Annotated in this window: 16 protein-coding genes, 1 other RNA gene and 2 pseudogenes; 9 read left to right on the top strand and 10 right to left on the bottom strand. The window is 49.6% G+C overall.

Translation table 11 applies throughout. From position 1 onward, the window contains the following. A pseudogene (locus tag HMPREF1028_RS14890) lies at positions 1–149 on the bottom strand (IS110 family transposase); the annotation flags it as partial. A gap of 342 nt (positions 150–491) precedes the next feature. Here HMPREF1028_RS14890 and HMPREF1028_RS14010 point away from each other — a divergent pair. After that, positions 492–986 (top strand): transposase, encoded by a 495-nt coding sequence (locus HMPREF1028_RS14010; RefSeq protein ID WP_009312816.1) that lies wholly within the window; start codon positions 492–494, stop codon positions 984–986. A gap of 443 nt (positions 987–1,429) precedes the next feature. Here HMPREF1028_RS14010 and uvrD read toward each other — a convergent pair whose 3' ends face one another. Further along, on the bottom strand, positions 1,430–3,637 hold the full coding sequence (gene uvrD / locus HMPREF1028_RS11040) for a DNA helicase II (RefSeq protein WP_009312815.1): 2,208 nt from the start codon (positions 3,635–3,637) through the stop codon (positions 1,430–1,432). A 392-nt stretch (positions 3,638–4,029) separates the two neighbouring features. Then, the gene (rarD, locus tag HMPREF1028_RS11035; RefSeq protein WP_036529677.1) at positions 4,030–4,920 is read right to left on the bottom strand and encodes an EamA family transporter RarD; all 891 of its coding nucleotides are present in this window, start codon (positions 4,918–4,920) and stop codon (positions 4,030–4,032) included. On the opposite strand from rarD, the gene HMPREF1028_RS15200 reads away from it, so the two are divergent. After that, positions 4,862–5,086, top strand: coding sequence for a hypothetical protein (locus HMPREF1028_RS15200; RefSeq protein ID WP_168163282.1), 225 nt, complete (start codon positions 4,862–4,864; stop codon positions 5,084–5,086). The two genes, rarD and HMPREF1028_RS15200, sit on opposite strands and share 59 nt — an antisense overlap. Before the next feature lie 69 nt (positions 5,087–5,155). On the opposite strand, the gene rpsI is transcribed toward HMPREF1028_RS15200, so the two are convergent. The 6 genes from rpsI to HMPREF1028_RS11010 form a co-directional block, all read right to left on the bottom strand. Continuing rightward, positions 5,156–5,548, bottom strand: a complete 393-nt coding sequence (gene rpsI / locus HMPREF1028_RS11030) for a 30S ribosomal protein S9 (RefSeq protein WP_003744048.1) — start codon at positions 5,546–5,548, stop codon at positions 5,156–5,158. Positions 5,549–5,557: 9 nt separating this feature from the next. After that, on the bottom strand, positions 5,558–5,989 hold the full coding sequence (gene rplM / locus HMPREF1028_RS11025; RefSeq protein ID WP_003744049.1) for a 50S ribosomal protein L13: 432 nt from the start codon (positions 5,987–5,989) through the stop codon (positions 5,558–5,560). Between the two features lie 260 nt (positions 5,990–6,249). Next, positions 6,250–6,429: non-coding RNA, 6S RNA (gene ssrS, locus HMPREF1028_RS14000), on the bottom strand. A gap of 7 nt (positions 6,430–6,436) precedes the next feature. Beyond that, the gene (locus HMPREF1028_RS11020; RefSeq protein ID WP_003744050.1) at positions 6,437–6,739 is read right to left on the bottom strand and encodes a cell division protein ZapA; all 303 of its coding nucleotides are present in this window, start codon (positions 6,737–6,739) and stop codon (positions 6,437–6,439) included. Between the two features lie 9 nt (positions 6,740–6,748). Further along, positions 6,749–7,072: a hypothetical protein gene (locus HMPREF1028_RS11015; RefSeq protein ID WP_009312813.1), complete on the bottom strand. Its 324-nt coding sequence runs from the start codon at positions 7,070–7,072 to the stop codon at positions 6,749–6,751. A 141-nt stretch (positions 7,073–7,213) separates the two neighbouring features. Next, positions 7,214–8,203, bottom strand: a complete 990-nt coding sequence (locus HMPREF1028_RS11010; RefSeq protein WP_003757087.1) for an NAD(P)H-dependent glycerol-3-phosphate dehydrogenase — start codon at positions 8,201–8,203, stop codon at positions 7,214–7,216. 296 nt (positions 8,204–8,499) lie between these two features. Between HMPREF1028_RS11010 and HMPREF1028_RS11005 the strand changes: the two are divergent. Then, positions 8,500–8,967, top strand: a pseudogene (locus tag HMPREF1028_RS11005) (c-type cytochrome); the annotation flags it as partial. Between the two features lie 209 nt (positions 8,968–9,176). On the opposite strand, the gene HMPREF1028_RS14885 reads toward HMPREF1028_RS11005, so the two are convergent. Continuing rightward, positions 9,177–9,506, bottom strand: coding sequence for a hypothetical protein (locus HMPREF1028_RS14885; protein ID WP_156798159.1), 330 nt, complete (start codon positions 9,504–9,506; stop codon positions 9,177–9,179). 17 nt (positions 9,507–9,523) lie between these two features. Here HMPREF1028_RS14885 and rpoN point away from each other — a divergent pair, with 17 nt between their 5' ends. The 6 genes from rpoN (at position 9,524) to hpaR (ending at position 14,180) form a co-directional block, all read left to right on the top strand. Next, entirely contained in the window at positions 9,524–10,876 is a 1,353-nt protein-coding gene (gene rpoN, locus HMPREF1028_RS11000; RefSeq protein WP_009312811.1) for an RNA polymerase factor sigma-54, read from the top strand. Positions 10,877–10,942: 66 nt separating this feature from the next. Continuing rightward, positions 10,943–11,257, top strand: a complete 315-nt coding sequence (raiA, locus tag HMPREF1028_RS10995; RefSeq protein WP_003757098.1) for a ribosome-associated translation inhibitor RaiA — start codon at positions 10,943–10,945, stop codon at positions 11,255–11,257. A gap of 443 nt (positions 11,258–11,700) precedes the next feature. Further along, positions 11,701–12,141 carry a hypothetical protein gene (locus HMPREF1028_RS10990; protein WP_009312810.1) on the top strand — a complete coding sequence of 147 codons (441 nt, stop codon included), beginning with the start codon at positions 11,701–11,703 and terminating at the stop codon, positions 12,139–12,141. A gap of 315 nt (positions 12,142–12,456) precedes the next feature. Further along, positions 12,457–12,705: a GlsB/YeaQ/YmgE family stress response membrane protein gene (locus tag HMPREF1028_RS10985; protein WP_003757105.1), complete on the top strand. Its 249-nt coding sequence runs from the start codon at positions 12,457–12,459 to the stop codon at positions 12,703–12,705. A 183-nt stretch (positions 12,706–12,888) separates the two neighbouring features. Further along, positions 12,889–13,395: a protein disulfide oxidoreductase gene (locus tag HMPREF1028_RS10980; RefSeq protein ID WP_009312809.1), complete on the top strand. Its 507-nt coding sequence runs from the start codon at positions 12,889–12,891 to the stop codon at positions 13,393–13,395. A 347-nt stretch (positions 13,396–13,742) separates the two neighbouring features. Next, positions 13,743–14,180: a homoprotocatechuate degradation operon regulator HpaR gene (gene hpaR, locus HMPREF1028_RS10975; protein WP_003757119.1), complete on the top strand. Its 438-nt coding sequence runs from the start codon at positions 13,743–13,745 to the stop codon at positions 14,178–14,180. Positions 14,181–14,185: the final 5 nt, after the last annotated feature.

Below are 14,185 nucleotides of genomic sequence, written 5' to 3'. Positions count from 1 at the left end.
TTGTGTTTTTTAAGGTATTCGATAGTATGGGCGATACCTTTGGGGTTGTTGGTTTCGGTTTTGGTTTTGGTTTTAGACAAAGACGAAACGGCGATGACGAAGTTTCGTTTGGCGATGTCGATGCCTGCACAGTTGTATTGGGTACTCATCATAAACCTGCCTTGCATTCGGTTGTGTTGTCTGGCAACTGTCCGGTTGTGTCGATGGGTTGCCCGGCCGCTCCCTGAGCTACGCAACGGTTGTTTGCCTTGGTCGGATGCGGGTGGCGGCGGGCGGTTTGTTGCTATGATACGGGTGTTTCGATATACAAGGTCGGATACTTGTATCCGACAAAAAAACGATGTCCACACCTTGAGAAAATTCGGGAATGATTGGAATGTTGGATTCGAGAATCCGACCTACATGGATTGTTCGGTTTCGATGTAGGTCGGATACTTGTATCCGACAAAAATCTTTCTGAAAAACAAAAACTTAATTGAAAAAGGGAATTCATGCGATACCGACGCTTTTATCAAACGGGCGGTACTTACTTTTTTACGGTGGTTGCTGATAAACGACAAAAAATCCTGACTGATGAAACGGTGCGTTCGGCCTTGCGGCAGGCGGTAATGACGGTTCGGGAGCGGTATCCGTTTGAAATTGAGGCATGGGTGCTGATGCCCGACCATCTTCATACGATTTGGCGTCTTCCTGAAAATGATGCAGCTTATTCGGAAAGTTGGCGGCAAATTAAACGGTACAGCCAATATTTGATTGGAGGGGAATGTCGGCTTTGGCAAAAAAGGTTTTGGGAACATACCATTCGTGATGAAACGGACTTTATCCATCATTTCAATTATCTACATTTTAATCCCGTAAAGCATGGTTATGTCGGTCAGGTTTCCGATTGGCCGTTTTCTACTTTTCACCGTTATGTGAAACAGGGGATTTATCCAAAGCACTGGGGTGGAAGCAATGTGGATTTCAGCATTAAATATGATGGGTAAGTCGGATACTCGTATCTGACAAACGTTTTATGTTTTACTGCTTTTGATTATAGCGGAAATGTTTGAAAATGTCGGATTCAAGAATCCGACCTACATCTGGATTTCCGCATGCGCGGGAATGACGGCGGAGGTTTCGGCAAAAATTGCTCCTCCCGTTTTCAGACGGCCTTTACCCCATCGGTGTACATTGTAGCGTGGGCTTTGCCCACGATAATGACAGCTAAAAGAGGTCGTCTGAAATTTTGGGTTTGATTCGTGTGCAAAGCCCACGCTATGGGTTTCTATTCTCTCCTGCTACGGTTTTTGCCGTAGGTCGGATTCTCGAATCCGACATTTCCAACAGCGGCACTTCGGAAACGACAGACGCGTCAAACGTTTTTTGTCGGATACGAGTATCCGACCTACATTTCTACGGATTTCAGACGACCTCTGCCATCCCCCTTTTACATCTCTTCCAATTTCGCAAACTTGGTGTCCAGCTCTTTCACGCCCTGTTTGCCGAAGTTGATGGTCAGTCGGGCGGATTCGCCTTTGTCCACGGCATCGATGATGACGCCGGTGCCGAATTTGGCGTGGCGGACGTTTTGTCCGATGCGGAAGCCTGCGTAGGTTTGCGGCTGTTTGTAGTCGTCGACGATTTTGTCTTTGGACGCGGCGGTTGGTCGCGGGCTGCCGTAGCTGTCGTAGGCAGTTTTTTTGACGGACAGGTAGTGCAATACTTCGGGGGGAATTTCTTCGACGAAGCGGGAGACGATGCCGAATTGGGTTTGCCCGTGCAGCATTCTTTGCTGCGCCATGGTGATGTAGAGGCGTTTGCGGGCGCGGGTGATGGCAACGTACATGAGGCGGCGTTCTTCTTCGAGGCCGCCGCGTTCGGCAAGGCTCATTTCGCTGGGGAAGCGGCCTTCTTCCATGCCGGTGAGGAAGACGGCGTTAAATTCCAAGCCTTTGGCGGCGTGGACGGTCATGAGTTGGACGGCTTTTTCGCCCGCGCCTGCTTGGTTTTCGCCGGATTCGAGGGCGGCGTTGCTTAGGAAGGCGAGGATGGGGAAGGCGGGGTCGTCTGAAATGTTGTCGGGCAGGATTTCGAAGTTGCTGTCTTCGGGTTTGAACTCGATGGCGGCGTTGACGAGTTCGTCGAGGTTGTCGAGGCGGTCTTGGTTGTCACCTTTTTGGGTTCGGTAGTGTTCGATCAGGCCGCTGTCTTTGAGGATGCCGACGATAATTTCGGGCAGGGGCATTTGTCCGACTTGGTTGCGCAGGGCTTCAATCAGACGGACGAAGGCGGCGACTTTGGCGGCTTTTGCGCTGGCGTTGCAGGCTGCCTGCCAAAGGGTGATGCCTTGTTCGGTTGAGGCCGTCTGAAGGTTTTCGATGGTGCGTGCGCCGATGCCGCGCGGCGGGAAGTTGATGACGCGCAAGAGGGCGTTGTCGTCATCGGGATTGACAGCGAGACGCAGGTAGGCGAGCGCGTGTTTGATTTCTTGGCGTTCGTAAAAGCGCAGGCCGCCGTAGATTTTGTAGGGGATGCCACTGCGGAACAGGCTTTGTTCGATGACGCGGGATTGGGCGTTGCTGCGGTAGAGGACGGCGATTTCGTCTAAATCCCAGCCTTCGCGTTCGAGGGCTTTGGTTTCGTCCACGATGAATTGGGCTTCTTCGAGGTCGGTAAAGGCGGAGTAGTAGCGGATTTTGTCGCCTGCTTCGGCGTCGGTGCGCAGGTTTTTGCCGAGGCGTTCGTCGTTGTTTTCGATAACGGCGTTGGCGGCGGCGAGGATGTTGCCGACGGAGCGGTAGTTTTGTTCGAGTTTGACAGGCGCGTCGATGTGGAACTCTTCCATCAGCGCGGTCATGTTGCCGACGTGCGCGCCGCGGAATCGGTAGATGCTTTGGTCGTCGTCGCCGACGGCAAACACTGCCGCGTTGCCGCCCGCCATGAGTTTGAGCCACGCGTATTGCAGCTTGTTGGTGTCTTGGAACTCGTCGACCAGAATGTGGTTGAAGCGGTTTTGGTAGTGTTGGCGCAGGATTTCGTTGCTTTGCAGCATTTCGTAGCTGCGGAGCATGAGTTCGGCGAAATCGACCACGCCTTCGCGTTGGCAGATTTTATCGTATTCGGCGTAGCACTCAATCATGCGGCTTGTGTGCGGGTCGGGCGCGCTCAACACGGAAGCGCGCAAACCGGATTCTTTTTGCGCATTGATAAAGCCTTGCAGCGAACGCGGCGCGATGATTTCTTCGGCGATGTTGAGGCTTTTGAGCAGGCGTTTGATCAGGGAAAGCTGGTCGCCGCTGTCGAGGATTTGAAAGGAAGACGACAAACCGGTATCACGGTGGTGCAGCCGTAGAAAGCGGTGGCAGAGACCGTGGAACGTGCCGAGCCACATGGCGCGGACGTTGATGGGAATCATCGCGCCGAGTCGGGTTTGCATTTCTTTGGCAGCTTTGTTGGTAAACGTTACCGCCATAATGCTGTGTACGCTCGCCTGACCGGTTTGCAAAAGCCATGCGATGCGTGTGGTCAGCACGCGCGTTTTGCCGCTGCCCGCGCCCGCCAGCACAAGGGCGGATTGCGGCGGCCAGGTTACGGCGGAAAGTTGTTCGGGGTTTAAGCCTTGCAGCAGATTGGGGGCGGATTGGTCGGGAAACATGGGAAAAGAGGCCGTCTGAAAAATGGGAATACGGTATTTTAATGGAAACGGCAAAGGTCGTCTGAAAAGATGTTTCAGACGACCTTTCGATATCGAATGCTGTATATCGGGCAAAAGTTTGACAAGCCGAGGCAGCCTGCTGACGACATTGATTTAGAAATTGAAATTTTAGGACGGAAATCGGGAAATGCGATTTTGACGGAGCAAGGTCGTCTGAAATTTATAGTGGATTAAATTTAAATCAGGACAAGGCGACGAAGCCGTAGACAGTACAGATAGTACGGAACCGATTCACTTGGTGCTTCAGCACCTTAGAGAATCGTTCTCTTTGAGCTAAGGCGAGGCAACGCCGTACTGGATTTAAAGTTAATCCACTATATAAAACAGCGGCTTCAGACGACCCTTCTCTTCATTGCCAGCCATCCGTTTACCATCATCAGACTCAAACCCAACCAAATGAATCCGTAGCTGATTAATGCCCCGCTCTCCAAAGGTTCGCCCAGCCATGCAATCGAAATGACAAACAGCAAGACCGGCTCCAAATAGCTCAACATACCGAATACGGCAATGGGTAATAATTGGCTTGCTTTTAAATTCAAATGCATGGCGACCGCGCTATTGATACCCAGCAGTACGATAAAGCCGATAAGTTTTGGAGTGGACGCAATCAAATTAATGGTATCGGTTTGCGTCAGAATATAAAACAAGGTACAAGGCGCAATCACGAGCAAATCAAACGTCAGCCCTATCAATGCTGGCACGCCCAGTTTGCGGCGCACCAAATAATAGATGGGATACGTCCCGAATACCCATACCGTCGCCCATGAAAATGCGCCGGATCGTACCAACTCCCATGCCACGCCCAAACATGCCGATACGACCGCTACTATTTGCAGACGGTTAAGCGTTTCCTTAAACCAAATCCTGCCACACGCCAGCATCGCCAATGGGAACAGGAAATAGCCCATTGCCACATTCACGCCTTCGCCATTGACAGGTGACCATACAAACAGCCAAAGCTGACTTGCGAAAACAGGCGTGGGTAACATAATCAAAAACCAACGTTTCCAATCCCTGCCCGTTTCACGAACAAACTGCCCTGCCGCCTTCCAGCCATCGCTCATGCCCATCAATACGCATATGGCCGCTAACATTGCAACCATGCGCCAAGCGAAAACTTCCGTCCCGGTCATCGGACGCATCCAAGTTCCGTACAGAAACAGCATGGAAAACAATAAATTGGAAGCCAACGCCGCCACAAGCCCCTTTGAGAAATCCGTCATATTCAGACGACCCTGCAAAAACCTCATTGTATCAATGGGGAATGTGAAAAGAAATTTCATATTTTCGACATTTGAAGAAATAGAAAAACTTAACGCGAATCCTGCCGTCTCAACTTACTATCTCTCAGCCGTTCGCCCTCTTTCAACCAGTCTCAAAAATGCATAGGCAATTCAAGAGATGCAACAAATAAAAAAAGCCCTGCATTGCAGGGCTTTTTGAGATTCCAAAAACGAATTAACGTTTGGAGAATTGTTTTGCGCGGCGTGCTTTGCGCAGACCTGGTTTTTTACGCTCAACTTCACGGGCATCGCGAGTCACGAAACCGGCTTGAGACAAGGCAGGTTTCAGCGCAGCGTCGAAGTCGATCAGGGCGCGGGTAATGCCGTGACGGATAGCGCCGGATTGACCGGTTTCACCGCCACCGATAACGTTGACTTTGATGTCGAACGCTTCAGCGTTTTCAGTCAGGACCAAAGGTTGGCGAACAACCATGCGGCTGGTTTCGCGGGCGAAGAATTCGTCAACGGGACGACCGTTTACGATGATTTGGCCGGTACCTTTAGTCAGGAATACACGAGCCACTGAACTTTTGCGGCGGCCTGTGCCGTAGTAGTATTTACCGTTCATGTCGTGTCCTTATTTTAATTCCAAAACTTTGGGTTGTTGTGCGGCATGGGCGTGTTCTGCACCAGCGTACACTTTCAGTTTTTTGATCATGGCGTAACCCAATGGACCTTTAGGCAACATGCCTTTTACGGCTTGTTCCAAAGCGCGGCCCGGGAATTGCTCTTGCATTTCGCGGAAAGTACGCTCGTAGATACCGCCGGGGAAGCCGGAGTGACGGAAGTATTTTTTGTCTTCGAATTTGGCACCGGTTACACGCAGTTTGTCCGCGTTGATGACGATGATGTAGTCGCCGGTGTCAACGTGGGGGGTGTATTCAGGTTTGTGCTTGCCACGCAGACGGTGTGCGACTTCGGCTGCAACGCGACCCAGAACTTTGTCTTGGGCGTCGATAACGAACCATTCGCGCTTCACCTCGTGGGGTTTCGCTGAAAAGGTTTTCATAGTGGAAATCCAGATAGATATAGAAAGTTGTGAATTTTAAAGATGGGATTGGCTTTTGTCAATCGGATTGGGGTCGTCTGAAAGTGTTTTTTCTATGATGGCGTTTTTATGCATTGGGAAATGTTGTTTTTAGGTTGGAAAACATTGCTGTTGATTCAAAATATCGGGATATGTTTTTTGATTTTACGTTTGGTTTTTCAGACGACGTCGAAGCCGATGATAAATGAAAGCCATGCCGCAATCGGGCATGGCTTGATATGGGAATCCCCGCGAGAGCCGTTTTGGCTGAATCCGCTTGAACCTTGTTGACAAGGCGGTCACCTCGGGCAGTTTCGGGTGCATCTAAGGATAGACGCTCGCGCCCACTGCAACTCCCGGCAACCTTAAGCGAACTTATTGGTTCAAAGGAATATATGCCTTCGCGGACACCGCAGGGAAAAAGAAAAATCAGTTTTGTTCCAACCGCGCCAAAGCTTTTTGGCAAGCGTTGTTCATGTCGGTTATTTTACGCTCAAATTCACCTATTGCCAAATCGTCTTTGAGTGTGATTTTAAGGAGGTCGTGGACAACGTTGAGTGCGGTCATAATGGCGATTTTATCGCTGCCGACAATGCGTCCGCTCTCTTTGATAGCGGCACTTTTTTTGTTGAGCATATCAACGGCTTGGAGCAGGGTATCTTTTTCTTCGCTCGGGGTGTTGATGGTGAAATTGACATTCATGATGTCGAGGCTGACTTGTTCGATACTCATGGCGTGTCCTTATGATTGCGTTTCTTGCGGCAGGCGGGCAATGAGCCGGCGGATTTTTTCTGCAGTCTGCTCTAATGTGCTGCGGTATTGTTCTTTTTCGGCGGTAAGGTTGTCGATTTTGCCTTGTAGGTCTTCTTTGAGTTTGCCGACTTGTACGAGCAGCGCTTCGCTCAATTCGTCAACGGCGGCTTCGTGTTCGCGCTTTTGTTGTTCATGCTCGAGCTTGAGGCGGTCGATTTCTTCGTTAAGGCGACGGTTCTCACCAACAAGGGTTTCAAATTTTTGGGCCAGCTGGTAAACGCTGACTTCCAAGGTGTCGAGTGATTGATTCATGTATAGGCTTCCGTATTGCCGCATGGTGGCAGGCGGTCAGGATATTAGGATGATGATGCAGGGATGTCAATCGCTGCCGAATCTTGAGGTCGTCTGAAACTTTTTGGCTTGATGTTTTCAGACGACCTTTGCCGTTCGGTCTTACTCAAAGCGCGCGCTGCGCTCCATGAGTCTTTCTGCCACTTGCTGCGGGGTCATTTCCTTGCGGATGAGTTGCAGCAGGGTTTGGGTAATGGGCATATCGATTTGGTATTTCACAGCGGTGTTAAACACTTCTTCGATGGTGCTGACGCCCTCGGAAACATGGCCGATTTCCACCAACACTTGATGCAGTTCTTTGCCTTCTGCCAAACCCAAACCGACACGGCGGTTGCGCGAAAGTGCGCCGGTACAGGTCAGGATAAGGTCGCCGATGCCGGCAAGCCCCATCATGGTTTTGGGCTGCGCACCCATGGCCATGGCAAGACGGGTAATTTCGGCGAGACCGCGCGTCACCAGCGCCGCACGCGCATTGAGTCCGTATTCGAGACCGTCGGAAAGACCGGTAGCAATTGCCATCACGTTTTTGACGGCACCGCCGACAGCAACGCCGATAACGTCCGTGCTGCCGTAAAGGCGCATTACGTTGGTGTTGAGCTGCGGCACCAATTCCTCAATCCACTCCTGATTTTCTGAGGCGACAACCACAGCACAAGGCAGTTGTTTGGCGAGTTCTTGGGCAAAGCTCGGACCTGACAGCACGCCGATTTTTTTGTTCTCAGGCAATACTTCTTTCAATACTTGGAAGGTCAACAGCCCTGTGTCTTGTTCAAAGCCTTTGCAGGCAGCAAGGACGGGAATATGGTCGGCATTGTGTTGTTTGAGGAGTTCCGCGCTGCTTCTCAAACCTGCGACAGAAGTTACGACAAGGACGAGCCCGCTGTCTTTGAGCGCATCACCCAAATCGGCGTAAACGGTTAAGGATTCAGGGAAAGGGAAACCGGGCAGGCCGCGTTTGTTTTCACGTTCTGCCTGCAATGTACGGACTTGTTCGGGATTGCGTGTCCAAAGGGCGACTTCGTTGCCGTGGCTGGCAAAGTGCAGGGCAAGGGCTGTACCCCAAGAACCTGCGCCGATGACGGTAATTTTCATTGTGTGTCTTCCAACGGTAGATTGTCGTTTAATTTAAACCAATCGGCTTGGCAGTGCAAGCGATAGAGGCCTATTCGACATGAAAACCGCATGAAAATGCAGAAGCTATCACATATATTGCTTATCTCTATTGAAAATCCAATATTGATTTACCGCAAAGGGTAAACCACGCCCGCTGTTTATACTTCGCGGACAAAAAAAGCCGGACATATCAAACGGACGCAAACAAAGCGGAATGCCATTCCCCATTTTCGCCCGCCATTCATCACGGCAATCAACGGAAACGGTGCTTACTCATAAAAGGCAACGTCAACGCCCTGAACGAACAAGAGCGCAAAGGCGTGCGCGCCTTTATGGACAACGGCTGTATCGCCTGCCACAGCGGCGTCAACCTTGGCGGCGCAACCTTCCAAAAATTCGGTTTGGTTGAAGGCCCGTACTGGAAATTCATCGAAGATCCGAAACACGACAAAGGCCGTGCCGACGTAACCAAAAAAGCCGAAGACGAATTCTTCTTCCGCGTCCCAGGCTTGCGTAACGTCGCCAAAACTTATCCATATTTCCACAACGGCAGCGTTTGGGAATTGGACAAAGCCGTTACCATCATGGGTAAAGCGCAACTGGGCAAAGATTTATCTAAAGAAGACACCGATAACATCGTTGCCTTCTTGAAAACCCTGTCCGGCAATGTTTCCGACACTGCCCGCACCATGCCTGAGCTGCCTTTGTCTGCACCGATGGAATCCCATCCGAACAACAAATAAGCAGTAAATGAATGAAGGTCGTCTGAAAATTCAGGTTCAACAAAGCCCAAAGCTTTAGAGAACAGGATTTCAGACGACCTTTATGCCGTTTCATGATCCCAAATCATTCGATGTCCGCATCCCTTTTCCCGCAAATGACACGTCGGACAAAAACCAGCCTCATATACAATGAAACGCACGCCGTTCAAACAATTACATCCCGAATACAATCAACCATATGATTTATTTAAATTTTTATAAAAACCATCAACAAACGAATCTCCAACCCACATCATCAATATCCGAATACCCATCTTCAAACATGCCTCGTCAGTTGACGGCGGCAAGGCAAAATGTTGAAATACACATCTAGGATAAAAAATAAAAAGCGTTGACCAAACGCCTATAAACACACCACGAAATCCGTTCAGACGACCCTTCTTCGCCTCCTTACCAAACCAAACGTCGTCTGAAATCACATAGTGGATGAACAAGAAGCAGCTGACAGCGTAATGCAAGCCAAGCCGCACCGCTTCAAGTCCAATCCACCATAAAACCAATCAACATACATTGCACCATGACCTTACTCGGCCTCAAACTCAGGCAGACCCAACAACTCAACCAACGTCTGCAACAATCCCTGCGCATCCTGCAAATGTCCGGCATCGAACTCGAACGCGAGGTCGAAGACTGGTTGCAGGACAATCCCCTGCTCGAACGTCCCGAAGCCGACGAATTTGCCGACGCAGAGTTCAATCACGGCACCACCATGCCGCGCAGCAACCACCTCGGCGGCGACGATGCCGAAGACGCATGGCTCAACATTGCCAAAGAAGAAGATTTCAACCAATACCTGCACGCCCAAGTGTGCGAACACCCTCTTTCCGACAAAGAAGCCGCCTACGTCCATATCCTTATCGACTTCCTGGACGACCAAGGCTATTTCACCGACAGCATCCAAGACGTTATCGACAACACGCCCTTGGAATGGATGCTGGACGAAGACGAACTGCAAAACGCCCTCGACCTTTTGCAGACCTTCGACCCGCCCGGCGTTGCCGCCGCCGACCTGACCGAATCCCTGATGCTCCAACTCATGCGCCTGCCCGCCAGCCCCGCGCGTCAGGCGGCCGCCCACCTCATCCAAAGTTCGCTGCACGATTTGGGCAAAAACCGCAAACAAAACATCATCCGCTTCCGCAAACTCTTTCCCGAAATCGACAGCGAAACCATAGAAGCCGCACTCGACATCATCGCCACGCTCAACCCCTACCCCGCCTACGGTTTCGCCTCCTCCGAACCGACCGCTTACATCCAGCCCGACGTTTGGGTCAAAGAAGGCAAAGACGGCTGGAAAGTCATCGGCAACGAAGCCGCCTGGCCCAAACTGCAACTCAACCGCGAATACTGCGAACTCATGAAATCCGCAGAAGATGGCGCACCCGAGTGGAAAGAAAAAATCAACGAAGCCAAGCAGCGCATCGACTCCCTCGAACTGCGCAAAAGCACCGTCATCCGCCTTGCTGAATACATCGTCAAAAATCAGGAAGACTTCTTCATCTTCGGCGAAATCGGACTCGCCCCCATGCTTATGAAAGACGCAGCCGCCGAATTGGGGCTTGCCGAAAGCACCATTTCGCGCGCCGCCAACCAAAAATATTTGTCTTGCCCGCGCGGACTATTTGCGTTACGCTATTTCTTCACACAGGCAGTCAATTCCGAAGGCGACAAAGAAGGCCTGAGCCAAGGCGCGATTAAAGCCGTTTTGGGGCAGATTATCGAAAACGAAGACAGCAGCAAACCCCATTCCGACGAAACCCTTGTCCGCCTCCTCAAACAACAGGGCATAGACATCGCCCGCCGCACCGTCGCCAAATACAGGGAATCGCTCGACATCCCGCCGGCACACAAACGCAAACTTACCGAATGACAGTTTTAAACCGCAGTTTTCCCGTTCCGTTTCTGACGGACTGAACCCCACCGAAGGAGCTGTATTATGAATCTGAAAATCACCGGTCTGAATTTCGACGTTACCGAGGCCATCAAAAACTACGTTTCCGAAAAATTGGAACGCATCAACCGCCACGCAGCCAACGCCATTTCCGTTACCATCACCCTTTCCGTGGAAAAACTCAATCAACAGGCTGAAGCAGACATCCATCTGGCGGGCAAAGACCTCCACGTCGAGGCCGTTGAACAAGATATGTACGCCGCCATTGATGTTCTGATGGACAAGCTCGACCGTGCAGTGCTGAAACACAAAGAAAAAAGCGGCGATGTCCGCAACACGGTAAAACCTGCCGCAGAATAGTTCACAATCCTAAAGGTCGTCTGAAAACCTATTTTCAGACGACCTTTACATTAAATTTCCTTTTGCGGTACCAACCCGCACATCACCCCATTTCATCAACCCGCTTCTGAGTTTCTTACCCATAGTGGATTGAATTTAATAGAACACGGCAAAGCCGCCCCATTCCATTAAAACCCATCCACATATGACCCAAAATCCAACACATCCCACCTCAATGCCTTATCCCGCCACCCGCCCACTTGCATGAAAACGGAATGAAAGATAACATTCCCCTCCTTGCAGCTGGGATAAAATATATGTTGCAATCGCCGGGCAGTCGGGTAAAGGTGCAAAATGATTCTACACAGCGTCACCGCTTTAACATTCAGCACATTTTAAAACATTAGAAATTAAAACCGCCCGCTGCCGACCTATTCATTTACTTTCATTCAGGTAGTTTATTCATGGATCAAAATAACACTCCACACCCTAATGTACCCAACGACACTGCAGTCATGACCGTCAAGGATTGGCTCATCACACTCCTGATACTCGCTATTCCTATAGTAAACCCTATCATGATATTTGTCTGGGCATTTGGGGACGGCAATAAAAACCGCAAACACCTCATGCAAGCTTATTTGTGGATTGCTCTGGTTTGCCTCATTATCATGATCCCACTAGTATTTTTTATAATGAAAAATCTTCCTGCCGAAGCCATGCAGCAATACAATTTGGGACAGCCTGCATATGAAGCACCAATGAACAACATGCCTTCTGAAAAATTTGATGCCAACAACCTCCCTGAGCAAGACTCATCTGCTGATAATATGTTGGAACAAGAAAGCGAAGCTGCCTCAGAAGTTCCTGAAGAAGTTCCCGAAAACGCTGAATCTGCCCAATAATCAGAATTTGCTCCGGCAAGTCAAAAGGTCGTCTGAAAAAGATTTCAGACGACCTTTTAGCATGAATCAATGCTGGCTAATATAGTGGATTAACTTTAAACCAGTACGGCGTTGCCTCGCCTTGCCGTACTATCTGTACTGTCTGGGCTTCGTCGCCTTGTCCTGATTTAAAGTTAATCCACTACAATACCGCCGTCCGCCCTTCCCATACGGGACAACGCTATAAACTGTAAAGATGGCACAGCGGGACAAAACAAGCCTGTATACTGCATTTTCACACATACATTCCTCACAACACACAAGGAGACAAGAGATATGGGTTGGATCAGCACCATCATTATTGGATTTGTAATCGGCGTATTGGCAAAATTCCTGCACCCGGGCAAAGAAAACTTAGGCTTCATCATGACCACCCTGCTAGGCATAGGCGGCTCCGCGTTGGCCGGTTTTGTCGGACAACAAGTAGGCTGGTATCGCGTCGGCGAACCGGCGGGATGGATTGCCTCCACCGTATTTGCCGTCATTATTTTAGCTATTTATACGCGCCAGATTAAAAGCCGTTAAACCTCATAATAAGTGATAAACTTTGATATCGTAGCTCAACGATTCAAATACAGACAGGCTGTTTATTAAGGAATGCCTCATCTGCCGACGCAAGGCGGCAAGCCGCAGACGACGCCCGCAAGCCAACCTTGTAGCAGTACATGCAGATTCCTTTCTATTCAGCCTGTTTTATGCAGATACCACATGAAACGACTCTTACCTTATCTAAAATCCCTTATCCAAGCCCTCCTCCTCTTTATTCTGATTTCCGTAGCCGTTGACTGGTGGCGCAAACCCAATCAACCGATGCAAGCCTCATCAGAATCCCTCCGTGTTATCAATGGAAGCAGCACTTCGATCGAAACACTCAGCAAAGAACGTGTTGCCGTTGTCTATTTTTGGGGAACATGGTGCCATATCTGTTCATACACATCCCCGACAATTGACCGCTTACATCAAAACGGTATTCCTACGCTCGGTGTCGCCGTACATTCCGGCTCCGATACAGAGATTCAATCCTATATGAAGGAACACCAACTGCAATTCCCGACAGTTAACGATTCAGACGACCAGTTGGCAGCCAACTGGAAAATTGCCGTTACCCCGACCATCATTTTGATTAAAAACGGAAAAATGATACATCACACCTCAGGGTTGAGCAGCTATTGGGGATTGCGCAGCAGAATCTGGCTGATGAACCTCTTCTACTGACCAAACCCCTATTAAAATCCTTAAAATATAAAGAACCCAAACACCATACGGCATATCCATCGTTTCAAAATATATTCGTTTTTTAAAGAAATGAATTACCCAAAAAATCCGTACTTGATGATTTTGTTGAGATTGCGCAGAAAATAGACTAAGATAGGATTATAAGAAAACTTGGGAACATTATTATCAAAACAAACTGTTCAGCGTATTCCCAACATACCCAAACAATGATGCTTTTGTTCCCATATATCCTTGCCGCTTCAATAGCGGCTTATAATAAAAAACGCTTTTTGCATACCTGCCTCGCGCTTCAACGGTTTGATTTTTGATAACAATGGAGACTTATAATGCCCAACCAATCTAAACATGCATCTATCAATATTGGACTGATTCAAGCCCGAGAAGCGTTGATGACACAATTCCGCCCTATTTTGAACCAAGCCAATATTACCGACCAGCAATGGCGTATCATCCGCCTTCTGGCAGAAAACGGCACATTAGACTTCCAAGATCTCGCCAACCAAGCCTGCATCTTACGTCCCAGCCTGACCGGCATCCTGACCCGCCTGGAAAAAGCAGGCTTGGCGGTACGCCTGAAACCCTCTAACGACCAGCGCCGCGTTTACCTGAAGCTGACCCAAGAAGGCGAAAAACTGTACGAAACCATAGGCGCGCAAGTGGATGAACGCTATGACGCCATCGAAAAAATCTTATCCAAAGAAAAAATGCTCGAATTGAAAGAGCTTTTGCGCCAGCTCGCGCAAATTGAGCAGGCACTAAAATAAAAGAA

Source organism: Neisseria sp. GT4A_CT1, assembly GCF_000227275.1.
GTDB lineage: Bacteria > Pseudomonadota > Gammaproteobacteria > Burkholderiales > Neisseriaceae > Neisseria.
Note: the sequence above shows the minus strand (reverse complement) of the source record. Positions and strands in the feature narration are given on the sequence as shown.